At 40.3% G+C, this 23507-nt stretch carries 22 protein-coding genes and 1 tRNA gene; 14 read left to right on the forward strand and 9 right to left on the reverse strand.

The window, feature by feature from the left end; translation table 11 throughout:
- Positions 1 to 337: 337 nt before the first annotated feature.
- The gene (gene tkt, locus KJA58_RS05040; protein WP_213358322.1) at positions 338 to 2329 is read left to right on the forward strand and encodes a transketolase; all 1992 of its coding nucleotides are present in this window, start codon (positions 338 to 340) and stop codon (positions 2327 to 2329) included.
- 25 nt (positions 2330 to 2354) lie between these two features.
- Here the strand turns inward: tkt and KJA58_RS05045 are convergent, their stop codons facing one another.
- Positions 2355 to 3227 (reverse strand): AMP nucleosidase, encoded by an 873-nt coding sequence (locus KJA58_RS05045; RefSeq protein ID WP_213358400.1) that lies wholly within the window; start codon positions 3225 to 3227, stop codon positions 2355 to 2357.
- Between the two features lie 145 nt (positions 3228 to 3372).
- Here KJA58_RS05045 and efp point away from each other — a divergent pair, with 145 nt between their 5' ends.
- Entirely contained in the window at positions 3373 to 3945 is a 573-nt protein-coding gene (gene efp / locus KJA58_RS05050) for an elongation factor P (protein WP_213358323.1), read from the forward strand.
- A gap of 40 nt (positions 3946 to 3985) precedes the next feature.
- On the forward strand, positions 3986 to 4225 hold the full coding sequence (locus tag KJA58_RS05055) for a hypothetical protein (RefSeq protein WP_213358324.1): 240 nt from the start codon (positions 3986 to 3988) through the stop codon (positions 4223 to 4225).
- A gap of 17 nt (positions 4226 to 4242) precedes the next feature.
- Here the strand turns inward: KJA58_RS05055 and KJA58_RS05060 are convergent, their stop codons facing one another.
- The 3 genes from KJA58_RS05060 to KJA58_RS05070 form a co-directional block, all read right to left on the reverse strand.
- A complete protein-coding gene (locus KJA58_RS05060; protein WP_213358325.1) occupies positions 4243 to 5133 on the reverse strand; it encodes a metallophosphoesterase family protein in 891 nt (296 codons plus the stop codon).
- Positions 5134 to 5145: 12 nt separating this feature from the next.
- Positions 5146 to 6714 carry a TCP-1/cpn60 chaperonin family protein gene (locus KJA58_RS05065; protein WP_213358326.1) on the reverse strand — a complete coding sequence of 523 codons (1569 nt, stop codon included), beginning with the start codon at positions 6712 to 6714 and terminating at the stop codon, positions 5146 to 5148.
- Between the two features lie 91 nt (positions 6715 to 6805).
- Positions 6806 to 6876, reverse strand: a tRNA-Cys gene (locus tag KJA58_RS05070).
- Between the two features lie 141 nt (positions 6877 to 7017).
- Between KJA58_RS05070 and murF the strand changes: the two genes are divergently transcribed.
- From murF to murC, 7 genes are all read left to right on the forward strand, one after another.
- A complete protein-coding gene (gene murF, locus KJA58_RS05075; RefSeq protein WP_213358327.1) occupies positions 7018 to 8367 on the forward strand; it encodes a UDP-N-acetylmuramoyl-tripeptide--D-alanyl-D-alanine ligase in 1350 nt (449 codons plus the stop codon).
- 243 nt (positions 8368 to 8610) lie between these two features.
- Positions 8611 to 9528, forward strand: coding sequence for a phospho-N-acetylmuramoyl-pentapeptide-transferase (mraY, locus tag KJA58_RS05080; protein ID WP_246485734.1), 918 nt, complete (start codon positions 8611 to 8613; stop codon positions 9526 to 9528).
- Positions 9525 to 10799, forward strand: coding sequence for a UDP-N-acetylmuramoyl-L-alanine--D-glutamate ligase (murD, locus tag KJA58_RS05085; protein WP_213358329.1), 1275 nt, complete (start codon positions 9525 to 9527; stop codon positions 10797 to 10799). Before mraY ends, murD begins: the two co-directional genes overlap by 4 nt.
- Positions 10796 to 11551, forward strand: coding sequence for a lytic transglycosylase (locus KJA58_RS05090; protein WP_213358330.1), 756 nt, complete (start codon positions 10796 to 10798; stop codon positions 11549 to 11551). Before murD ends, KJA58_RS05090 begins: the two co-directional genes overlap by 4 nt.
- A gap of 23 nt (positions 11552 to 11574) precedes the next feature.
- Complete coding sequence (ftsW, locus tag KJA58_RS05095) at positions 11575 to 12702, forward strand: putative lipid II flippase FtsW (RefSeq protein ID WP_213358331.1); 1128 nt, start codon at positions 11575 to 11577, stop codon at positions 12700 to 12702.
- Complete coding sequence (locus KJA58_RS05100) at positions 12638 to 13690, forward strand: UDP-N-acetylglucosamine--N-acetylmuramyl-(pentapeptide) pyrophosphoryl-undecaprenol N-acetylglucosamine transferase (RefSeq protein ID WP_213358332.1); 1053 nt, start codon at positions 12638 to 12640, stop codon at positions 13688 to 13690. The genes ftsW and KJA58_RS05100 overlap by 65 nt, the downstream gene beginning before the upstream one ends.
- 14 nt (positions 13691 to 13704) lie before the next feature.
- The gene (gene murC / locus KJA58_RS05105) at positions 13705 to 16137 is read left to right on the forward strand and encodes a UDP-N-acetylmuramate--L-alanine ligase (RefSeq protein ID WP_213358333.1); all 2433 of its coding nucleotides are present in this window, start codon (positions 13705 to 13707) and stop codon (positions 16135 to 16137) included.
- 103 nt (positions 16138 to 16240) lie between these two features.
- On the opposite strand, the gene KJA58_RS05220 is transcribed toward murC, so the two are convergent.
- From KJA58_RS05220 to mqnC, 5 genes are all read right to left on the reverse strand, one after another.
- The gene (locus KJA58_RS05220; protein WP_213358334.1) at positions 16241 to 16618 is read right to left on the reverse strand and encodes a KH domain-containing protein; all 378 of its coding nucleotides are present in this window, start codon (positions 16616 to 16618) and stop codon (positions 16241 to 16243) included.
- 194 nt (positions 16619 to 16812) lie between these two features.
- On the reverse strand, positions 16813 to 17607 hold the full coding sequence (locus tag KJA58_RS05115; protein ID WP_213358335.1) for a cell division protein FtsQ: 795 nt from the start codon (positions 17605 to 17607) through the stop codon (positions 16813 to 16815).
- A gap of 62 nt (positions 17608 to 17669) precedes the next feature.
- Positions 17670 to 18698 (reverse strand): tRNA (adenosine(37)-N6)-dimethylallyltransferase MiaA, encoded by a 1029-nt coding sequence (gene miaA, locus KJA58_RS05120; protein WP_213358336.1) that lies wholly within the window; start codon positions 18696 to 18698, stop codon positions 17670 to 17672.
- A 12-nt stretch (positions 18699 to 18710) separates the two neighbouring features.
- Positions 18711 to 19043 carry an STAS domain-containing protein gene (locus tag KJA58_RS05125; RefSeq protein ID WP_213358337.1) on the reverse strand — a complete coding sequence of 111 codons (333 nt, stop codon included), beginning with the start codon at positions 19041 to 19043 and terminating at the stop codon, positions 18711 to 18713.
- Positions 19044 to 19268: 225 nt separating this feature from the next.
- Positions 19269 to 20336 carry a cyclic dehypoxanthinyl futalosine synthase gene (gene mqnC / locus KJA58_RS05130; protein WP_213358338.1) on the reverse strand — a complete coding sequence of 356 codons (1068 nt, stop codon included), beginning with the start codon at positions 20334 to 20336 and terminating at the stop codon, positions 19269 to 19271.
- A gap of 85 nt (positions 20337 to 20421) precedes the next feature.
- Between mqnC and KJA58_RS05135 the strand changes: the two genes are divergently transcribed.
- From KJA58_RS05135 to KJA58_RS05150, 4 genes are all read left to right on the forward strand, one after another.
- Positions 20422 to 22050 (forward strand): hypothetical protein, encoded by a 1629-nt coding sequence (locus tag KJA58_RS05135; RefSeq protein WP_213358339.1) that lies wholly within the window; start codon positions 20422 to 20424, stop codon positions 22048 to 22050.
- 5 nt (positions 22051 to 22055) lie between these two features.
- Positions 22056 to 22694, forward strand: coding sequence for an HAD family hydrolase (locus KJA58_RS05140; protein ID WP_213358340.1), 639 nt, complete (start codon positions 22056 to 22058; stop codon positions 22692 to 22694).
- A 70-nt stretch (positions 22695 to 22764) separates the two neighbouring features.
- Positions 22765 to 23127 carry a ribosome silencing factor gene (gene rsfS, locus KJA58_RS05145; RefSeq protein ID WP_213358341.1) on the forward strand — a complete coding sequence of 121 codons (363 nt, stop codon included), beginning with the start codon at positions 22765 to 22767 and terminating at the stop codon, positions 23125 to 23127.
- A 15-nt stretch (positions 23128 to 23142) separates the two neighbouring features.
- Positions 23143 to 23507: beta-ketoacyl synthase N-terminal-like domain-containing protein (locus tag KJA58_RS05150; protein WP_281412037.1), on the forward strand; the 365-nt coding region annotated here is incomplete at its 3' end.

The following is a 23507-nucleotide window of genomic DNA, read 5'->3' on the forward strand; positions in this document are numbered from 1 at the left end:
TATCGCTTGTTTCTTTGCTGTAGGAAGTTTTTTCGTTGCTTGCTTTTTGCAGAGTGATTTTTTATGATCCAAAGATTTCATCTTCTGCTTTGATGTGGAAATAGTTGTTTGCAGCTTGTCTTCGTTGAGCTCGTGCTTGCGAGTTTTTTTATTTTTTCTATTCATTGCAGAGTGTGGGGGCGTTGATAAGCAGGAGAAAATACGAAAGACAGAAAAACTTTCAAGAAAGACGTATCTTTCGATTTCTTGAAAAATTTTTGCTTTTGTTGGTTATGTAGAATAGGTTCTGGATTTGTAGAGCAAAGTAAAGGGTTCTTTCTTTTAAGGATAGGTGGGTATGGTTATCAAGGAATTAGATACTGATATTTTAGAAAAAATTTCGGGGTCTATTAAGCAGCTAAGTATTGAGGCTATTCAAAAAGCCGGTTCTGGACATCCAGGGATGCCTTTAGGATGTGCGGAATTAGCGGCTTACCTTTTCGGCTTTGTGCTAAAACATAACCCTAAAAATCCGAAGTGGATCAATAGAGACAGGTTTGTTTTATCTGCAGGACATGCTTCGGCTCTCCTCTATTCTTGTCTTCATCTAGCTGGATATAACGTTTCTATGGAAGATTTGCAGCATTTTCGACAGCTGCATTCTAAGACTCCCGGACATCCAGAATTTGGTCATACTGAAGGAGTGGAAGCCACTACAGGGCCTTTAGGGCAAGGCGTTGGTAATGCTGCCGGGATGGCTTTGAGCATGAAAATAATGGCCGCAAAGTTTAATCGCCCGGGCTTCCCCATTTTTACGGGAAAGGTTTATTGCCTTGCTGGAGATGGATGCTTTATGGAGGGCATAAATCATGAAGTTTGTAGTTGGGCTGGGAGGATAGGGTTAGACAACTTGGTCCTCATATACGATTACAATGGTATTGTTCTCGATGGATCTATGGAGGAAGTTTCTTGTGAAGACGTAAAAGCTCGTTTTCAGGCTTATGGATGGGAAGTTTTTGAAATAGACGGATATGACTTTCATGGGATGAAAAAAGTTTTTGATGTAGCCAAACACGGCGTTGGTAAGCCCATATTGATTATAGCTAGAACAATTATAGGGCATGGGTCGCCAAAGGCTGGCAGCAACAAAGCGCACGGGGCCCCTTTGGGAGAGGACGGCGTTGCTGAGACCAAAAGGTTCTGGAATTTGGCTGAGGATAAGTTTTTTATTCCTCGAGCCGTAGAGCAATTCTTTTCCAATAAGCTTCAAGAGGACAAGAAATTAGAAGAAGAGTGGACAGATACTGTTCGGGTATGGTCGAAACATTTTCCAGAGCTCCATAAAGAGTTTTTGAGTTTTGTTGAAAGAGGGTTGCCAGAAAACTTAGAACAAAAATTAGCAGATGTAGAGGCTCCTGAAGCCGTTTCAGGAAGAGTTATTTCAAATAAGATTTTGCAAGTGTTGTCAAAGGAGATTCCTAATTTAATAGGAGGATCTGCAGATCTTTCCAGTTCAGACGGAACCTTCCTCTCCAACGAGGATGTCATTGGAATAGGAGGTTTTTTGGGAAAGAACATCAAATATGGAGTCCGGGAGTTTGGAATGGGAGCTGTTATGAATGGCTTGGCTTCTACGAAACTTTTCCGCCCCTATGGGGGAACATTCTTAGTTTTTTCGGACTATCTAAGAAACGCTATTCGCTTAGCAGCTCTTTCCAAATTGCCTGTAATTTATCAATTCACACACGACTCTATCCTCATAGGGGAAGATGGACCTACGCATCAGCCAGTAGAACACATTATGTCTCTACGAGCCATTCCTGGGTTGCGAGTGTTTAGGGCTGCTGATGCTAATGAAGCAAAGGTTGCTTGGCTTTCTGCTTTGAAATATGAGGGACCAACGGCATTGATTTGGTCTAGACAAAATTTGCCCACCTTAGAAGAGACTAACAGGCCTTTTTCTGAGGGAGCATCAAAAGGAGGATATGTCCTCATAAAGGAAAAGCGAACCCCCGACTATACTTTTTTTGCTACAGGATCAGAGGTGCATTTAGCTGTAGAGGTGGCGCATGAGCTATCTAGACTGGGCAAGAGCGTCCGAGTGGTTTCTATGCCTTGTTGGGAAATTTTTGAAGAACAGGATGATTCTTATAAAAATTCTGTAGTGGGAGGAGATTTGGGGAAAAGAGTCTCTATAGAAGCTGGTAGTAGCTTGGGCTGGTTTAAGTACATTGGAACAGACGGTATTGCTCTCAGTGTAGAAAGTTTTGGCCTTTCAGGATCTCCTAAGCAGGTTGCCGAAGAATTCGGCTTTACTGTTCATGGAGTTCTCGAGCAGTTGCTGGTTTAACAGACGGTTCCTTTATAGCGGTGATCTAGTAGTCGGAGTCTTTTGATCCTCCAGAATCTAGATCATCAGCTTCTCCAACCTCCATGTGAGGTAAGTCCCCTTTGCTAGAGGCTTTCTTGTTGAGTAATTCTTCTAGTCTATGAAGGGTAGAGATTCCTTTAGAGATGTGGTCTTCTGTGTATGTCTTAAGAACAAAAGAGCTACTCTGTTTGGTTTTTATTCCTTCTTTGCGTAAGGGTAAATCTGAGATCAGTAGAAGGGCCCCTATAGGAAAATTTCTTCTATACCCAGCGGCAAATAAAGTTGCACACTCCATTTCTGCAGTCTGAGCTTTTGTTTCATAAAGCCTTTTGCGGAACTCTTTATTAAATTCCCAAAAACGAACATTTGTTGTGTGGGTTATCCCGATGTGATAATGAGCTTTGCTTTCTTCCAGAATTTCAGTAGTGGCCTTCTGTACAACAAAGTTGGCAAGAGCTGGAACTTCTGGGGGGAAGTAGGCATCAGAAGTGCCTTCTCCTCGAATACTAGCGACTGGGACAAAGTAATCTCCGACATTATAGTGAGATCGAAGCCCCCCGCACATGCCTAACATTAAGCTGGCTCTAGTGTTTGGTAAGAACGAACATAGGTCTACAGTTAAAGCTGCGCCAGGAGATCCCAGCTTAAAATCCAGTATGGAAATTCGTTGATCAGGAGCATGTGCCGCGGAAAACATAGACCCTTCAGTAATAGGGGTTTGGAACATTTTAGCGAAGACGCGAATATAGTAGGAAAAATTTGTTAATAGTAGGAAAGGGCAGAAGTCTTGAATATCTGACCCAGAGTAACGTTCTAAAGTATCTCTGGCTATCTTTTCTTCATGTTTTCTATCATCAAGATCGTTTTCTGATAACACCGAGTTCACCTTGCATGCTTCGAGGTTTTCCTCAGAATACAGAATTAATTATTTTCTGAGACTAGTTTTCTCTGACATTCTTCTGGACAAAGCTTCGCGTTCAGGAGTAAAATCTAGCACCGATAAAGAAACGGAAGTTGATACTATGGTACGTGTAAGCACGAGTGATTTTAGAGTAGGCCTAAGAATAGAGATAGATGGGCAGCCATACTTGATATTGCAGAATGATTTTGTTAAGCCGGGGAAGGGACAGGCTTTTAACCGTATTAAAGTAAAAAATTTTTTGAACGGAAGGGTCATAGAGAAAACTTTCAAATCCGGGGAAACTGTTGAAACAGCGGATGTCAGAGAACAGCAGATGAGATTGCTATACACGGATCAAGAAGGCGCAACCTTCATGGATGATGAAAGTTATGACCAGGAGACAGTGTTCTGGGAAAAACTAGAGAGTATCAGGCAGTGGTTGTTGGAAGACTCTATCTATACCCTTGTCAGGTACAATGATGAAATTATTGCTGTTGAACCCCCTATATTCATGGAATTGACCATAGTAGAAGCGGCTCCGGGAGTGCGAGGGGATACCGCGTCAGGCAGAGTTTTGAAGCCAGCAGTAACAAATACAGGGGCTAAAGTAATGGTTCCCATTTTCATTGAAGAAGGAGAACTTATTAAAGTCGATACTCGAACGGGCAGTTACGAATCTAGAGTCTCTAAGTAGGTTCTTGTCTAAAAATAGATGGTTTCGTAGAGTGCGGGGTATGAAAAAGAAAGTGTTGATAGCCTCAGAGGAGGCGCTCCTTCTTCGAAAGCTTCGTGATCGAGGGGTTCAAAGAGAAGAGCAGGAAGCAGTAAAACGGGATGCTTGGGTTAAAAAGCTCATAGAAATGGCTCCGCCTTCACTAAGGGATATTGACGCCTCCACCCTGGCCGATGGTAAAGACATCCCGCCAAGCGTGTTGGATCATATTGTTACGAAACTCTTGGAAGAGGGAGTGTAGAGCGGCCTCTCTTCAGATTAAAACTGTAGTTCATAAGAGGACTCTTGTTCCAGTTTCAGTGGAGAATGCTTCTTTCGTAGGCCTTTTATCATTACGGTAGTGGATCGACAGCTTTGATCGTTAAGGTCTATTACATTAAATCGTGCGTTTTTTCTGTCAGATATAGATCCTGAATTTAAAATCAAATTAGGATAATGGTCTTTGCAGCTATAGACGGCGGCAGAGTGGTCGTGTCCGTGTATGTAGATTTTTGCGTTAGGATATTTCTTCAACATATTTTGTAGCAGTTTCCCATTGATGAGGTCGTGGTAAGGTCTGTTCGTTGCTAGCAAAGGGTAGTGGTTGGCTATAATTACTTTTTCCTCAGGAGGGATATTTAAAAAGAAATTTTCTAACACAGAAATTTGCATAAGATCTACTTTTCCATGAGAAGTCATCCATCCATTGGGATACGAGCAATCTAAAAGAACTAGCCACCAGTGCTCATTGATTTTGTTAAAAGAAACTCGTCCTTGTTGTAGTTGAGGGTTGGGGAAAACCTTGTAAAAGACTCCTTCAGCGAAGGCTTTTTTTGTGTAAACATCGTGATTTCCTGGAAGTAAATGTATGGGAACAGAGAGAGTTTCTTTTAGGTGATTGACAAAATTTTTAGCTAATAGAAATTCTTTTTTTGTTGCAGTGAGAGTGAAATCTCCAGTTATACAAAGAGCGTCTACCTTCAGATTAGAAACTAGCTCCGAAAAATGATTAATAATTTTGCGGGTTTCAAATCCTAAAGGACAGAAAAGTTGACGTAACATTCCCTTTGCACGTTTGTTAAAGCAAGTAAAAACATTAAAAGGGAAGCAATAGCAGTGCAAATCCGAGAAATGTAAAAGTCGAAAATCTTTTGAAGATTTAGCAATCATAAGCTCCTCTAACTATTTTTTGCTAATAACAGCCGCAGATCTTAAGATCAAAGAGGCTAGGTCGACGGAATGTCGAAGAGTTTCCATTACGGTCCTATAGGGATCTAAAATTCCTGCAGCAATAAGATCTTCTATTTGTTCTGAAGAACCATTCAATCCCATGACAGGGTTTTTAAGTACGAGCAATTTCTCAATCACCACTTCTGGTTTAAAACCGCTGTTAGAGATTATTTGAGACATAGGTATAAAACAAGCTCTTTGTAAGGCTTGTATCCCTGATTTTACGGAATTGTCTGATTGATTTTTAGAAAGATTTTCTAAAGAGGTTGATGCATAAAATAAAGAGGTCCCACCGCCGGGAACGAAGCCGCTTTCTAAGGCTGTTTCTACGGATAAAATACTTTCTTTGACGGAGGCTTCAAAGTCTAAAGAACTTCTTTTTTCTGTTGAAAAAACATCTATGAAGGCTACTTTTTCTGATAGTCTCTTTTTTCTCCGCATAAGAAAAACTTTTTCTTGTTCGTTTGCAGAGTGTTTGATGTTTTCTTCTAGTCTCTTTATTTGTAATGCGTGAAGATCTGGTTGTACGTTGCTTCCTATGAGGATTAGTTTGTTTGAAAAAATCCTCGCTTGATCACATCTACCCAATGTTTTTATGCATAACGAGGGAAGGTTTTCTTGCCGTATAATAAATGTTCCAGAGAAGAGCGCGGCATCTTCTAGTTCTTCTCTAAAAAATGAGCAAGGGTTTTTGGGAGAGACGACGCAAACGCGCAGAAGGTTTTTTATCCTGTTAATGATTAATGAAGATAAAGTCTGAGAAGAAATAGATTCGCAAATAATAAGAAGATCCCGATCAGTCTCTGATATTTTCTTAAACAACGGTAGAAAAGGGTGTAGGTCCGAAATTTTTGCGTTAATAATGAGAATATAAGGGTTAGACATGGATACGGACATGGAAGAAGTATCCGAAATAAAATAAGGTGAAGAAAATCCTATAGAGAGTCTCAATCCATGAGTATTATTCAATGTGGGACGTTGCTCAGTACTACTTTCAACAAGTATAAATCCTGAGGGGAAGACAGAAGAAAAGGCCGTGTGGATTGCTTTAGCTGCTAAATCATTGCCTCTTGATGAGCAGAGAGCAAGGGCCTTTATTTTGTCTAAATCTTTGACTGGCGTAACTTTTTGTGAAAGTTCCGTTTCTATTTGTTGAACACCCAGATACAGTCCTTCAATGATTTGTTCTGTAATGGCTCCATTCTGTATAGCTTCTAAACTTTCTTTCAAAATAGTTTCTAGCAAAAGAATGGAGGCAATGCCGCCGCCTCCTGTTGTTGCACTTACGGAGTCTCCTAAGGACAAAGCCATTTCCGCTCCAGCGATTTCAAAATCGTTCGTTAATGCTAGACGTTCTACGTGCTCCTCTGACAAGCAACCTTTATGTAGAGAGATAATAGAAGCTCTGGAAGCTGTCTCTGGACCGATGTGAGGGGCTAGAAGCAAGGACAATTTGCTAATGCCTGAGAGCAGTTTATTCGCTGCATCTTTACCAAAAGCGAGATTCTTACCTGGAAACAAGATGAAACCTCCATGAAAGGATACATTGCGTACCTTACCAAGAGAGATTTTACTTCACAACAGTTTGATCTTCTTGAAGAGAGGTTTCCTTAGGTGGCACCCGGAATCGAACCGGGGATAGAGGCTTTGCAGGCCTCGGCCTTACCGCTTGGCTATGCCACCAGGGAGGACGAGAGTCTAACAAATATCAGATTTTAGGGGGCAAAATCTTTTTGTGCGCCGCCATTTTTTCTGCTTTTCTTGCAATCATTACAAAATCTTTCTTATAGTGGGCTGAGAAAAAAAAGAATTTTAGGTAACGAAATGCGTCCTATTCTTCTATCTGAGTGGGTTTCCCTGTTGTTTCCAGATGTTCCAGAGATCCGTTCTTCTAAAATGGTATCGGGAGTAGTAATTGATAGTCGGCAGGTTCAGGCTGGGGACGTGTTCTTTGCTTTGCCCGGAGCTCGAGTTGATGGGCATTCTTTTTTACAGGAGGCTTCGCAAAAAGGAGCTGTGGCAGCTGTTGTTTCTTCTGAGTATTCTGGTGGAGATTTTGGTTTGGAGCTCATAAGAGTGCCTTCTGTTTCGGAAGCTTTGTCTTCAGCTGGCAACTGCAAATATAATCTTTATGAGGGTGTTGTTGTCGGGATTACTGGGTCTTTAGGGAAAACTACTGTGAAAGTTTTTTTGAATGCTATTCTCTCTTCAGCTTATACAGTGTTTTCCACTCCTAAGAGCTATAATACACAGCTGACGGTTCCGCTGAGCCTTTTAATGAGTGGAGGAGATGAGGATTTTCTAATTTTAGAAATGGGAGTGTCTTCTCCGGGGGACATGTCTAACCTTTTAAAGGTTGTTGAGCCTGACGTAGCTGTTGTTACTCAAGTTTCTTCCCAACATACAGCGTTTTTCTCAGACGGAAAGCAAGGGATTTGCCAAGAAAAAACTCGTATATTTGGAGTGAATAAAGCGCAGATACAACTCCTGCCTAGAGACAGTGAGTTTTTTGATTTCATGAAAAATGTTAATCCAATGGCTGAGCAGTTTTCTTTTTCTTTCAGTAATTTTTTGGCAGATTTTCATTACAAATCGATATCTGATAGTGGAGTTATGATAGCAACTCCTTTTGGAGATCTTTCGTTAAATATTAAATTTCCCTACAAGCCTGCTTATATTAATTTTTTGATAGCAGTGTCTTTGGCAACAATCCTAGGAATTTCTCCTGAAGAAATAGAATCTGTCTTACCAAATATCAAATTGCCTCCTATGCGCTTTGAAAGCATGGAGAGTAACGGGATCACCGTTATAAATGACGCTTACAATGCTAGTCCAGAGGCCGTTTTGGCTGCTTTAGAGTCCCTTCCCGAACCAGGGCCTCAAGGAAAGACTGTCTTGGTTTTAGGTCATATGGCTGAGTTAGGAGCCTACTCCAATGAGGGGCACGCTATTGTTGCTGAAGTCGCCCTAAAAAAAGCCCAAGCTATATTCTTCATCGGAGATAAATGGGAACCTGTACAATGGATGTGTAAACAGAGTCCTTGTAACGTTGAATTTCATCCCACCCCTAACTCTTTGGTTGAAAAACTAAAGAAATTGGTTTGCAAAGGGGATGTCGTTCTATTAAAAGGATCTCGGATATTTGCCTTGGAATCTTTGCTTAGTTGCTTTTAGTTTGTTATTATGATCTCCTATCTTTCTCCCCAGAGCGATTCTTTTTCTTCTGCTAGCAGAGTTTTTCCTCTTTTAGTAGGGAGTTTTACTTTTTCTTTACTTTCCTTTTTAGTTTTGGTGAAACCTTTTATCTACTGGCTGAGAAGGGAAAAGATTCAAGATACTCCAGAAAAGGACCATTGCGAAAAGTTAAAGATTTTACATCAAGACAAGAAAAGAACCCCTACAATGGGTGGGGTTCTTATGGCGTTTATACTGGTGGTGGCAAGCTTCTTCGGGCTTGGTGTGCGGTCCGGATTTTTTTGGCTTTTTTCTTTTTCTATTGTTTCCTGGTCTCTTCTGGGAATGGTTGACGATATTGTTAAACAAAAACAAAAAAAAGGACATGGGCTTTCTGCCAAGAAGAAATTTTGTTTTCAATTTCTGATAGCTTTTGTCACGGTCTTAAGTTTCATGCGAATTTCTTCTAGTTCCTGTTTTAATGACGCTTCATCTATGCCACAGCAAGAAAAGGCGGCAACGAGTTTTTGTTCTGATAACTCTTTTTTTCTGTATAAGGTGCCTTTTGTAAAGGAAAGCTTAAAAGGTTCCTCCATCTTAGGAAAGATGACGCTTTTTTGTTTAGCCATAGTAGCTATCGTTGGAACAGCAAATGCTGTCAATTTAACCGATGGATTAGATGGATTAGCTTCAGGTTGTATGTTTTTGGCATCGATTAGCTTCATCATCATGACGGTGCTTTCAGAGCTGCTTATTTCAAAAGTGCTGCCACGAGCATCTATAGAGGTCTTATTGCTGCTTTCAAGTATGGCCGGAGTTTGTTTGGGCTTCTTCTTCTATAACAGGTTCCCCGCGAAACTTTTTATGGGGGATACGGGTTCTATGATGCTAGGAGGAATGTTGGGTACTTGTGTAGTTTTCCTCCGTCAAGAGTTGTTTCTTGTTATTGTCGGAGGAGTTTTTGTTGCAGAAGCTTTGTCTGTTATCATCCAAGTGGCTTCATTTAAGATCCGAAAGAAACGTATCTTTCTTTGCGCTCCGTTGCATCATCACTTTGAGTATAAGGGTATTTCTGAAAATAGAGTGGTTGTTGGTTTCTGGATCGCCGGAGCCATTGTAGGGGTTGTAGGAGTGCTTTCCTCTTTGTTGAGTTTTTTATGAAAAAGTCTGTAGTTATTCTTGGTTTAGGTGTCAGTGGTTTAGCTGCTGCTAGGTATTTAGAAGAAAAAAATATTTCTCTAATAGGAATGGACCGAGAACCAGCTTCAAGGGTCTCAAAAAATACTTTTCCTATCATCTCTGATAAAGATAAGTTGCCAGACAATGTTATTGGAGTGGTTCGTTCTCCAGGAGTGCCCATAGATCATCCGGTAATTTTAGAGGCAGAAAAAAGGAAAATTCCCGTTGTTACAGATTTGGAACTTGCTTTTGGAGATTCTCGGATCAGTAGGCACCCTTGCATAGGTATAACAGGGAGCAATGGAAAAACCACAACAGTAGAATTTTTGACTCACTTGATCAGAAAACAAGGGATTCCTGCGTTAGCTGTTGGAAACATAGGAGTGCCCTTGTTGGATTCGTTGGATTTTCCTGGAATTCGAATTATAGAAATCAGCTCATTCCAATCTGCGATGGCTTTGGAGTTCCCAGTACTGTCTGCGGCTGCTATTCTCAATATTTCTAGTAATCATCTTGATTATCACGGAAGTATGGAAAGTTATTCCTCAGCAAAATACAGAATTATTCGATATCTCAAGAATAAAGAAAATTTGTTTGCAGACGGGGATATTATTAGAGACTTATGTGGCGAGGGGCAGTCTTTGTGTGAATATTATAAAAAGGTTCAGGCTCTTTGGGATAAAGGGAGTGCATTAAAAGATGTTTACTCGCATGATAAAAGGAATTACTGTGCGGCTTTGGCTTTAGCCAGAACAGTTGTTGATGTTAGCGAGGAAGGGTTTGTAGAGGCTGTGAAAACCTTTTGCAAGCCGCAGCATAGGCTGGAGTTCGTTGCAAATGTTTCTGGAGTTTGCTACGTTAATGATAGCAAGGCGACGACTTTTGATTCTGTGATCAAAGCTGTCAGCTCTGTGCAGGGAGAAGTGATTTTGCTCCTTGGAGGGAGAAATAAAGGGGGGGATTTCTCTTTTCTAGTGTCTCAATTGCTTAGGGAAGTAAGAAATAAAATAAGAAAGGTCATCATTTTTGGAGAGAGCAGAAACGAGATTCTCGCAGCTTTTTCAGGTAATTTTGATTTGGGAATGGTTGAATCTTTGAGCGATGCTGTGAAATTAGCCAAGAGTGAGGCTGTTGTGGGCGATACTGTTTTGCTATCCCCCGGTTGTGCTAGTTTTGATCAATTTACTAGTTTCGAACATAGGGGAGAAGTTTTTAAACAGTTAGTGCACAGTTTACGGGAGTCTTTGTTATGAATCGTAGAGATACTGTTATCATTGCGGCTGTTCTTAATTGTGCTTTGCTAGGGGCTTTGTTTATTACCGCAAAGCGCTCTGAGGATAAGAGCTTAGAAATTCCTGCGTCAGCTTTTCGTGCTCCGATAGTGGAGGTTTCTTCTGATCCCGGGGAGTCCTCGACAGGAGGTGTTAAGGGAGAACTAGTTCGTCAGTTCATGGAAGAGCCTATAGTGATAACAAAATCTCCAGAGAGTTCTTCAGAAGCTCAGAAGACTTCTTCCGTTATACAAGTTCAAGAGGGCCAAGGAAAGGCCGCAAGCCAAACCTCTGGAGCTACAGCGCCTGTCGTTTCTATTAGTAAGGAGCTGACTAAAAATCCTGACTTGGGAGTAGCAAAAAAAGAAGCTGCTTCTGTTCAGGAACAAGCTGAACAACTCATCACTATTGTTGTTAAAAAGGGAGACTTTTTGGAACGCATAGCGAAAGCTAATGGAACCACAGTAAACACCATCATGAAATTAAATAACTTAACTTCGACTCAATTGAAAATTGGTCAGTTGTTAAAAGTTCCTGAGCTTAAAGAAGAAAGAAAAATAAATTCGGTGACAGTAGCTTCTTCAGACGACTATTACACTGTGCGTGAAGGCGATAGCGCGTGGTCTGTGGCTTTGCGTCACAAAATGAAAGTAACGGATTTATTAAAATTAAATGATCTCGATGAGCATTCTGCTCGTAGAATAAAACCTGGGGACCAATTGCGTATACGTTAGTTGGAAGGATAGGGAAAAACCCAATGAAGTGGTTTATTGTTTCTTGTTTGTTGGGGATTTTTTCTTTGGGGTTGATTATGGTGTTTGATACCTCGTCAGCGGAAGTTCTAGATCGTTCTCTGACGTACGGTACACACAAAGCCCTCATTAAACAGATTGTATATGTAATCATTGGGTTGTTGGTTGCTGCTGTCATCCGTTTAGTTGGATGGAAAGATGTAGTAAGAGCTAGTCCTCTTATTTTGTCTGTATCGGTCGTTTTTCTTATTCTGGTGCTTGTTCCCGGTGTAGGGGTTTGTCGAAATGGTGCTAGAAGATGGTTAGGAGTAGGACACCTGACTATTCAACCTTCGGAATTTGTTAAGTATCTTGTTCCCCTGGCATGTATAGAGAGGCTGTCTACGCAGATTGTGAGCAGCTTTTCACAATTTCTTCGGTTGGCGTCCTTTCTATGCGCACCGATTCTTCTGATAGCCATAGAGCCAGATAATGGTTCCGCAGCAGTTATTGCCTGTTCATTGATTCCGATATTTTTTTTGAGCTCGTTGAAAATTCGTTATTGGCTGCTCCCTTTGCTTGTTATGATCGTTTTTGGCGGTGCTGCAGCGTATAGGCTTCCTTACGTTCGGAATCGCATACATGTTTATTTGCATCCGGAAGTAGATTTAAAAGGTAGGGGACATCAACCTCATCAGGCAAAGATTGCTGCAGGATCGGGTAGATTATTTGGAAAAGGGTTGGGTGGTAGTTTACAAAAGTTAACGTATTTACCTGAGGCTCAAAATGATTATATAGCAGCTATTTTTGCTGAAGAATTTGGATTTTTAGGGATGCTATTATTAATATTGCTTTACCTTTTTTTCATCTATGGCGGTTATTACATAGCTATGATGTCCCGATCAGAAAAAGGGGCTCATGTGGCTATCAGCATCACATTTCTCATAGCTATTCAGGCTTTTTTGAATTTGGCAGTTGTTTCTGGGCTTTTACCTAGTAAAGGAGTGAATTTGCCTTTCTTTAGTCAAGGAGGTTCTTCCTTGATAGCAAATATTTGTGGAGTAACAGTTTTGCTAAAAGTGTATGAAGATGAAAATAAGAAAAGTTATACTAGCGACAGGAGGAACAGGGGGGCATGTTATCCCAGCTCTTGAGACGGCTCAGCTTCTTCGTCAGCAAGGAGTAGAAGTCCTTCTCCTAGGTAACAATATTTGCAAACATGTTGGACAGAAAGGAGAAGGCTTTGCTATTCATGAGGTTCCTTCCGCGCCAGTTTTTGTTCGCTCTCCATTTACGCTTTTCCGTAATCTGAGAATTCTTAGTAGGGGAATAATTAAGGCTAGGAGCGACATTAAGGCTTTTTTACCCGACTATGTGATAGGTTTTGGTAGTTATCATAGTTTGCCTGTTTTGATTGCAGCTATTTTATCTAGAGTGCCTTTTGTCTTGCATGAACAAAATATTTCTCTGGGGAAGGTAAATCGTGTTTTAACGCCTTTTTCTCAAGGAGTTTGTGGGACGTTTATGAACCCGCCGACAGTTACCTGTAAACAAGAAGACTTGCTTGATGAACAAGCGAGGACAGTGTTTCTAGAAAAATTTTCTGGAGTATATCCTATTATCGTGGTTGTCGGGGGATCTCAGGGAGCAAGAACTCTTAACACCTTGTTGCCAGAAGCTTTAGCTGGTGTACAACACAAATATCCTTCCATGGGAGTTTTTCATGTAGTAGGTTCTCAATTTGTTAAAAAAGATTTGGAGCAGGCCTACAGAAAAATGAATTTGCGTCATATCATTTCGCATTTTGAAGATCATCTTCCAGCCATTATGAGCGCTGCAGACTTAGTGATAGGGCGCGCTGGAGCAAAGACTATGGAAGAGTTAATACGAGTACAGACACCTGCTATACTCGTCCCTTATCCAGGAGCTTATAATCATCAAAAGAAAAATGCAGAATTTTTTACTAACAGTGTTCAGGGTGGAGAATTTATAGAAGAAAGCTTTTTAACTCCTCAAGCTTTGGCCAAAAGTATAGAATACTCATTGTCGTCTCATGTTATGGAAAAAAGAAAATTGGCTTTAGAGCAATATTGGAAGGGAAGAAACCCTAGAACGATAGTACAATTTTTAGAGGACTTATAGATATTGAGGTTTTTGTGATTAGTAACGAGAAGGTATATCACTTTATAGGAATTGGTGGCATAGGTATGAGCGCCTTAGCTCATATTTTATTAGATAGGAAGGTGAAGGTTACAGGTAGTGATGTATCTTTAGGTGCTAATGTAAAAAATCTCGTGCGCAAGGGAGGGCAGTGTTGGCAAGGGCATTCCAAAGATAATATAGCTGATGATGTCGTAGTTGTTTATAGTTCGGGAATCCCAGGTTCTAATGTTGAGTATTTGGAAGCGCTTAATAAAAAGCTTCCGCTCATACATCGTTCTGAGTTGTTAGCCTCTCTCATGGAGGGATCCGAGTCTATTTTGGTCTCAGGAAGCCATGGCAAGACAACGACATCTTCTTTAATCGCAGCCATTTTCACTCAAGCAGGAAAAGATCCTTCATTTGCTATAGGTGGAAATAATCACAATATGATTAATGGAAAGGCGGGAAATTCCAAATATTTCATTGCGGAAGCAGACGAAAGTGACGGGTCATTAAAGTCTTATAAGCCGCACTCAGCGGTGATTACGAACTTAGATTATGAACATTTAGTAAATTATGATCACAACATTAATAACTTGGGAAAAGCTTTCTATAGTTTTATGGAGAAAGTATCGGATAAAACCAAGTTGTTTTACAATGGAGACTGTCCTCTTCTTCAACAATTTAAACCTTCTGAGGGGATTTCTTTTGGATTTTCTTCTCATAATGATTTAGTAGTATCTGATTACAGATGTTCTTCTTGGAATTCGGTTTTTTCCTTCAACTTTTTAGAAAAGACTTATGAAAGTGTAACGTTAGCTCTTCCTGGGAAGCATAATGTATTAAATGCTGCTGCTGCTTTTGGGTTGGCTCTTTCTTATGGAATAGAAGAAAGTTTGATTCGGGAAGCTCTAGAGAATTTTTCTGGAGTAAAAAAACGATTAGAGAAAAAGCCTTCCTCGGAAAAAATAATTCTCCTAGATGACTATGCACATCATCCAAAAGAGATTTTTTGTTCAATAAGTGCTGTCAGGGAGGCTATAGGAGAACGACGTTTGGTTGCTGTTTGTCAGCCTCACAGATATTCGCGCGTAGCAGATTGTAAAGATGCTTACGAGAAGGTTTTTGATGAGGCAGATGTTGTAATTTTTACAGACATTTATTCTGCTGGGGAGACTCCAATTCCCGGGATTTGTTCTAAGAATATTGTGGACCAAATCAATAAGAGATTCTTTAATAAAGCTTTTTATGTCCCTCGTTCTGAATTGGTTGCTTTTTTAAAAAACAATTTGCAGGTGCATGATGTCTGTCTTACAATGGGAGCTGGAGATGTATCTTTAATTCATGACGAATTAGCTGATTATGAAGTGTCGAAGTTAAAGGTAGGGCTGATTTTCGGAGGGAAGTCTCTAGAACATCAGATATCTACTTTATCCGCTAGGAATGTATACAATAACTTGGATCCAAATTGGTATGAGGTGACGGCCTTCGCTATAGATAGAGAAGGGAACTGGATTCCTGGAGCTCAAGATGTTTTAGAAGGAGAAGATATAGATGTTCCTCTAGGGAAGGGAGACACTCCTTTGGCTTCTTCGGTAGCTTCTCAACTAGCTCAATGTGATATGTTCTTTCCAGTGCTTCATGGTCTTAATGGTGAAGATGGTAGCCTGCAGGGTTTTTTTGAAGTGTTAGGGAAGCCTTATACGGGTCCTAGTATAGCCTTTTCTTCATTGTGTATAGATAAATTGCAAACCAAGCAGCTAGTTGCTTCTGCTGGGATTCCTATAGTTCCCTATAAAGATTTTTCACAGTTTCGATGGATAAGAGAGAAAGAAGTAATTTTGGAAGAAATCACTTCAAGTTTTGCTTTCCCTATGTTTGTAAAGGCTGTTCATTTGGGCTCTAGTTTAGGCATTTACGAAGTGAATAATATAGAGGAGCTGTACGCAGGAGTGGATTTGGTGTTCTCTTTGGATACAAGGGCTTCTGTAGAAGAAAAAGTATCTGAAGCTAAAGAAGTAGAGTTTGCTTGTTTAGGAGGGGCTGAAGAGCTTTTTTGTTCTGTAGCTAGAGCTATTTCTAGAAATAGTCATGGAAGATTCATAGATTACAATCATAAATATGGTCTTAACGGAGTTTCTTCTTTTGAAAGTATTTGTGATTCTCAAATTGGTTCTCAAGAAATTCTTCAAGAGGGTAAGGAGCTGGCCAAGTCGGTTTATAAAATTTTAGGTGGAGTCGGTTGCTGCCGTATAGATTTCTTCTTAACAAAAGAAGGTAAATATTTGTTCTCTGAAGTGAATACTATCCCAGGGATGACGATGGCAAGCACTTTCCCGAAAGCCTTTGCCAGAGAGGGAATGGATATGAAACGAATTTGTCATAAACTCATCTCTGAGGGACTTTATCGCTGCCAAATAAAGAAAGTGAAAGGAGTCTACAGCTAGGACATATTGAAGGTAGTTGTTTAGTCCAAAAATTAAAAAAGCACAGTTTGCACAAGATTAAGAGCAAACTATGCTACTGTCCTGACTTGACTTTTGATAGCTTTTAATGCAGATCGCCGTGGCATCCACAGGAATGTTGCAACTGAGGCTCTTCTACAGGTTCCTCTTCCCGGCAACAAGCACCCTCAGAACTACAGCAACTAGAGGAGAACTCTTCGTCCTCTTCCAAGGAGGTTATGCCTTGATTTTCTGGTTGAATTAGGTCTATCTCGACTTTTTTTCTAACTCGAGAAGAGATCCTACGAACAATGGTGCGCAAAGCGTGTATAGTGCTTCCTCGACGACCAATAACTTTACCTACATCTTCTTGAGCGACCCTGATCTCCAGCTTTACGCTATCATTATCGGAAGTAGACCGGATTTCAACGGCCTCAGGACTCGCTACCAAGTTCTTAACAATATATGCTACAAATTCTTCCATGAAAACTTGAACTACGCGAATTATTTTAGTTAGATACGCCCTGCCAGAAACTCCACTATGGGTTTCTCAGACAGGAGACTTTCCAACTAATTATATACTGTAAACTTAAAAAGTCAATGTAGAACTAATCTGTTGTTTTTTTAAAAAGGGTTTAATTTTTTGTTTGAGGTGATTTTTAGGATAGTCGAAGATTTTTAGGAGGCATTTTTAACCAAAATATGCCCAGAAAGTCTTAGATCACAAATCTGCATGTTTGGGAACCGTCTGATAAGGCTGGGATACATTTTTTTATAGAGAAAAATAGCGTCTGGCCAGTTTTTCAAGGGAAGTCTAAGCAGAAGGTTGTTTTGCAAAATAATAACAGCTTCATATGGATACAAATGAGCTTTGGACAGGTCTATGACAGAGATCTGGAATTCTTCAAGAGAAGAAAATATTTCTTTAGCTAGCTGTAGTTGAGATGACGAAATGTTCTGGGTTAAAGATTGTGGCAAATCTGAGGGAGCAAAGAAAATCTTAGGAAGCTTTTTAGGAGAATGGAAAGGTTGGCAGGGGAAACATTTTCCTTTAGCATCAAAGAGTATATTAGAAAAATTGCCGAGATAAGCTATAGGTTGAGTGAGAGAGTATGAGATCACAATGCCTTTGTTATCAGGTGCTTTATCTATGTAGAGGTACTCAAAAAGGTTAGTTGATATCAAGGTTGCTTCAGCTCTTTGTGTAGAGAAATGCTTAAGTAAAGTTGGCGAGTCAGCGTATAAACCTAATATTTCAGAAAAGAATACAGGAGGTAAGAGATCGGAAGTTTTTGGGCAAACAAGAAAGAGATTTTTAATAGGAAATGATCGAGAAGGTTTTAAAGAAAGGTGTGGTAGATACAGCCAGCAGACTAAAGGGGTGCAGATAAGTGTGCTCAGCAATATGTAAGCAAAAGATTTGAGCGGGGGGTACTTGGGGCCGGGGCCAAATATAGAAGAGGAACTTTTCAAAAAAACCCCCTGTTTTATGAAAAATAAAGTTTCTTTTGAGAGTGTTTATTTCTAAAAATGCATCATCCAAATCGAAGGTAGTCGGTAGCTATGATAGAAGCCACTTCCTCGATGTCGAGGGATTCTATGTTGATCTCTCGAAAAATGGGATGCTTTTTAAACCATGTTATTTGATTTTTTGTATATTTCTTTGTACCCCGAATAAAGTCTTCCATGTACTTGCTGAACTGGGTTAATGGTTCATTTTTCTGTAGGTATTCTATCCATTGTTTGTAACCGATAGCGCTTGACGCAGAGGGGTTGCATAAAATGCCCTCTCCTATTAGTTGTCGTACTTCTTCAAGCAGCCCTTCGTGCATCATTCTGTGACAGCGATCAACAGCACCTTGTAATAGGATCTCTTTGGGTTTAGACAAAAACCAAGCTCTTGTGGAGTACTCTATTTTTGGGGTTAATTCTGTCTCCCATTGATGTTCGCTAACTTTCTTTTTCGTGAGTTGGATAATCTCTAACGCGCGTATTATCTTCTGCTTATCATTTTTTGTAATGGAAGCTGCGTATGTGGGATCAATTTCTACTAGTTGTTTATACAGAGCTTCTATTCCAATTTCCTGAAGTAATTTTTCAAGCTCTCTTCGAACATCAGGATCAGAAGACGGGCCTTTTGGTGGACCATTGAGGAACGTATGAAAATAAAAGCCTGATCCACCCACTAAGATGGGAACTTTATTTTTAGCAAAGATAGACTGGCAGGCGTTATAGGCTTCGTGATAAAAATCTACAACGTTAAAAGGTTCTTGTACATGACGTATATCTATCAGGTGATGAGGTATGCCAGCTTGTTCGTGGAGAGAAACTTTGGCTGTACCTATGTCCATGTTCCTATATACTTGCATGGAGTCAACAGAAATGATCTCTCCATTAATTTTGGGCGCCAGAGCCAAAGATACGGCCGTTTTTCCTACGGATGTAGGACCTGCTAAAAGAATAATAGTTCGTTTAAACAGTCTGGAGAAGTGCTTTTGTGTTTCGAAACAAGGTTCTTTTGCTATTGAAGTTTCAAAACAGGAATCTTTGTCGAAGGAAAACATAATCAGGAAAAACTAAAACCTAGCAAAACAATCTCTTTCAGACTCATAAAAAGGCAAAACCTGGTCAACGCCAGATAATTTCATAATCCCAGAAACAGAATCAGGAACGCAGCAAAGTAAAAGCTTGCCCTCAAGTTCTATGAGTTTGTGGTTTAGGAGGAGTAATAATCTAATTCCAGCGCTGCTCATGTAAGAAAGGTTTTCTAAATTTAGAACGAAATTTAACCAACCTTGATTTATTAATTGATTAAAATCATCTTCAAATCCAGGGATAGCTGTAGCATCCATTTTTCCTGAAAGACAAATGACTAAAATATTGCCATGTTCTTTTAATTGAAATTCCATATGTCAACCTTGTGGCGTTCGAAGAAATCTTAAAATCTTTGGAGCTTTGCTATTAACAAGAGACTACTCCAAGGACCAGAACTTACACGTATCTCCAAAACTATTCAAGAAGGCTTTAAAAGTTAAGAGCCCAGAGGGGCTCGGAATTTTTAAGGTGTTTTTAGAAAAAAATTCATGAGAATAAAGCTTCGGGCAGGAATAGAGGATTTTCTAATCAGATGTTCTTTAGATCTCAACGAGATTTTTTTCAGAAGGGATATGGTTATAGAAGGAATCTCTTTCAATTGGAGTATAACCTGCAGAGCGGATAATAGAGCACAGTTCTTCCTTTGAGCTTTCCAAAGACCACCCGGTGCATTTATGAACACTCTCGTCTAAAATGGTTCCTCCGAAATCGTCTGCTCCGTAATCAAGAGAAAGTTTGCCGCAATCTTCCCCTTCAGCAAGTCTGGAAGAAGCTATGTGAGGGAAATTGTCTAAGTAGATTCTGGAAAAAGCCAACAATCTGAAAAACTGCTCAAAAGAAGTTTTTCTCGTGACGAATCGACCTAGGGCAGTATTTTCAGATTTATAAGACCAGGGAATAAAAGAAGAAAATCCACTCGTTTCATCTTGAAGAGACCGTAAAGTTTCTAAGTGAATTAGTATGTCTTGAGCAGTTTCAATATGACCAAACATCATTGTGGCTGTTGTTTTGAATCCTATTAGATGAGCTTCTTTATGAAAGTTTATCCATCCATTTGGGCCCATTTTTTTTGGAGATATTTGCTTGCGTATGTTTTCCGAAAGAATTTCTGCACCTCCTCCGGGAATAGTTCTTTGTCCAGCATCCCATAACAACTTCAAAGCTTCACTATCTGATATGTTAGAAAGTTTTGCAGCGTTGTGAATTTCAACAGCAGAAAAATAATGGGGGTGAATAGAGGGGAACTCTCTTCTCGTTACTTGCACGAGTTCTACAAGGAAGTCTATCCCTACATTTGGGTGCACCCCTCCTTGCAGAAGAACTGTGCGAATGCCGGCATTCTGATATTTTTCGAGTTTTCTGCGATAATCGTCAATGGTAAGCAGGTAAGCGTCTTTGTGATGAGGTTTACGATAAAAAGCACAGAATTTACAGTCGATTCGGCAAACGTTAGTATAGTTAGGATTGGCGTCTAAAACGTAGGTAACAACATTTCCGGGATGCTTTTTTTGTCGCATGTCTTGCGCCAAGGTTTGTAGTTTTTCTAGAGGAAGATTTAGGTACAAGTCCAGAGCTTCTTCATAGGGAATTCTGTAGTGATTTGACATACAAAAACCTGCTTGACTAGAAACTATACAGGGAGCAAACTTAGCCTCTTATTGATTCTTTGTCAATCCCAGCCAGAGTCCTAGTATGAGTAACACGGAAAGAAAACCTTCTTTAGATCAAGGGTCTGGGGTAGATTCCTTGGTGTCTCTTGTTGAAAAAAATGCTTCAGAATCTGTTGTGCAGACTCTTAACTCCATTGATTCTCTAAAAGATAAGTTAACTTATGGGATAGAGGTGATGAGGAAGTTATTGAGTAATACGGCTTCTATAGATTGGAAGATTTTTTGGGATGTAAGGAAGATTTGTTTGCCTCTCTTCCACGATTTAAGCGATTCTGTTATGCGAGCAAGCTTATGGAAGGAATACGTCGAGCTCACTAAGGAAGCTAGACATTTAAAGATCTGTCAGGAAGAAGAGAGCAGTTTCACTATCAGTCAAATTGATTTGGCAATAACATCTTTGGAGAGTGATATAAAATCTTTTTGTGAGGGCGGCGCTCAGTTTTCTGTGGATGAGAAAGATTTCGCGATTTTTTCCGAAACTAAGAGCTTATCGGGGCATTTTTCTTTTTACAAAGAAAAGTATGTTCGCTCAATTTGGTTGGGGAGTTTTGCTGCTCGGATTGCCGGTCTGAGGAGAGAGCTCAGCGAAGTGCCCATCAGGGTAAAGGCTAAGAGCGAATTCTTTCGTCGGTTGTTTGCTCTGGGTAATGTCATTTTCCCTATGCGGAAATCTATCACTGGAGAGGTTAGTGATTTGTTCTCCGAAGATGTAGCTGCTTTTGTGCAGCAGCATTTTAAGAAGGGAGCTTCTAGAGATAGCTTCAAGAGGTCCTTGTTCGCGTTAAGAAGAGAAATTAAAAGCTTACAGAGCGCTGCAAAGTTATTGGCGGTAAATTCTGAAATTTTTTCTTCTACGCGGCTACAGCTTAGCGAGTGCTGGAATAGCTTGAAAGGACTGGAAAAGGAAATTCGCCAAGAGCAGGGAGAATTAAAGCAAGCTTCTGTTAAGTACGTTAAAGAAGTTGAGGACGAATTGGCAAAGATAGTTGCAGACGTAGAGTCTGGGGTGTCGGCTATTCAGTCGGGGAAAGAACTGGATAGAATTAGTCGAAAAATGCGCTCAGCTTCTTTAGTTTATTCCGATGTCCAATTGTTAAAAGCCAAGATAAAGGAAGTTTACGAGAAGATACAAAGTCAAAGAGAAAAAGAAGAAAAGGCTAATGAAGAGGCTAAAGAACGAATTTTGCTGGAGCAGAAAGAGTCTTTGCGAAAGTTTATTGACGGGGTCAAAAGCTTTCGGGAAAAAGTTCGTTCAGAAGGAGAAGCTTTTTCGGCATACGAAGAGTCTTTGGACGAGCTGAGGAAGATGTTTTCAAAAATGGATTTCTTGTCTCAATCGGAAGCTTTAGCTCTTGAGAAAGATTTGAGTGACTGTGAAGAGGAGTTTCAAATTTTTCAGGAAGAAAGGTTGTTGCAAGATGAATCTTTGGAAGATAGTGTAGGCAAGCTTGCTGCGGTTATGGATCTTAAGGAGAATCGACGCAAACAACTAAAACAAGCTCTAGAAGGCTGGAAAAAATTGGTTGGAGGATCAGGACTTAGTTTCGAACAAGCGATCCATTACGGGTCTTTGATTCAAGAAGGAAAAGAAAAGCTGGCGAAGCTGGAAGGAGAGATTTCTTCTTTAAAGCAGAAAATGGCTAATGATTAAGTGGTATGTGTCGTGAGCCAGCGTATATTTTTGACTTGGATGGGACGCTTCTTAAGGGCAACATCAGTGTAGCCTTCTATTTTTATGCTTTGAGAAGGGGATTCTTCCCAAAAAGATCCTTGCCAGTTTTTTTTAGGGAGGCTTTGCGTTTTTTCTTAACCCCGGATATCTCGGTCCTCAATACCAATATTTTCTTTTCTTTGTTAAAAGGATTGAAGTTTGATGTTCTCCTTGATGCGGGGGAAAGTTTCGCTGGGAGCTTGGAAGAGACACAAAGGTATGCTCCGGCTTTTGAAAGGCTTAAGGCAGCTCAGAAGGCTAAAAAATTTACTATGATATTATCCTCTTCTCCGGAGTTTCTTGTGGCTCCTTTGGCCAGGCGTTGGAATTGTTTGGGACTAGGAAGCACTTATCTTTTGGACGAGTTCGGATGCTGCAGAGACATTGATGTGTGTTTGACTGGGGAAGTAAAGGCTCTTCACGTTCTGAGCATGAAACAATCGGGTGTTTTTGAAAAAATAGTTTGCTTTTCTAATGGAACCTCAGATCTTCCGTTTTTGTATGCTGGCGACGAGGCTGTTGTTGTCCGCCCTGACAGAAAATTAAAAAAATTTGCAGCTAAAGAGGGTTGGGATAATATTTAAAAATTCAGAATGAGCCTTATAAAAAAAGCTCGACCTTATCTTGGATAATCAGTTATCCTCTTGAGAGCCTATGGAAGTATTTTGCTTTAATGCACTTAAAATTGTAGCCAAAGCGATTGATGATAAAAAAGGTTGTAATACCGTTGTTTTGGATGTGCGAGCCATCTCGGAGTTGACTGATTTTTTTGTTTTTGCCGAGGGCAACGTAGGTGTACATGTTCGAGCAATCGCAGAGTATGTCGTCAGTCAGTTGAAAGAAGAATGTAAGCTGTCTCCGCTATACGTTGAAGGTTTATCTCACAGTGAGTGGGTGGTCTTGGACTACGGCTTTATTGTTGTCCACTTGTTTACCTCTTCCGTCAGAGATCACTATCGTTTAGAGGAAGTATGGAAGGATGGGGCAGTGATCACATCAAAGCTTTTGGCTTCTTAAGAGGACTTTTGGTTTATGGGAAAGAAACGAGTTGTTGTTACTGGGATGGGAGTAGTGTCCGCTCTTGGAAATGACGTGGAATCTTTTTATGAGCAGTTATTGAACGGTGTTAGCGGAGTTAGAGATATAGTAAACTTTCCCTGTGACGAATGTAGCACTCGTTTTGCTGGCTGGGTAGAAGAGTTTAACCCAGAACCTTACTTGGATAAAAAACAAGCTAGAAGGGTAGACCCATTCATAACCTATGCTGTGGTTGCAGCCAAGAAAGCTATAGCTATGTCGGGATGGGATAAAAATAATCTTCCTGCGGACAGAGAGCGATGTGGAGTCATTATCGGTTCTGGGATGGGAGGGTTAGGAACCTTAGACGATGGCGCTCA

It is taken from the genome of Chlamydiifrater phoenicopteri (genome assembly GCF_902807005.1).
In the GTDB taxonomy this organism is placed as follows: Bacteria; Chlamydiota; Chlamydiia; order Chlamydiales; family Chlamydiaceae; genus Chlamydiifrater; species Chlamydiifrater phoenicopteri.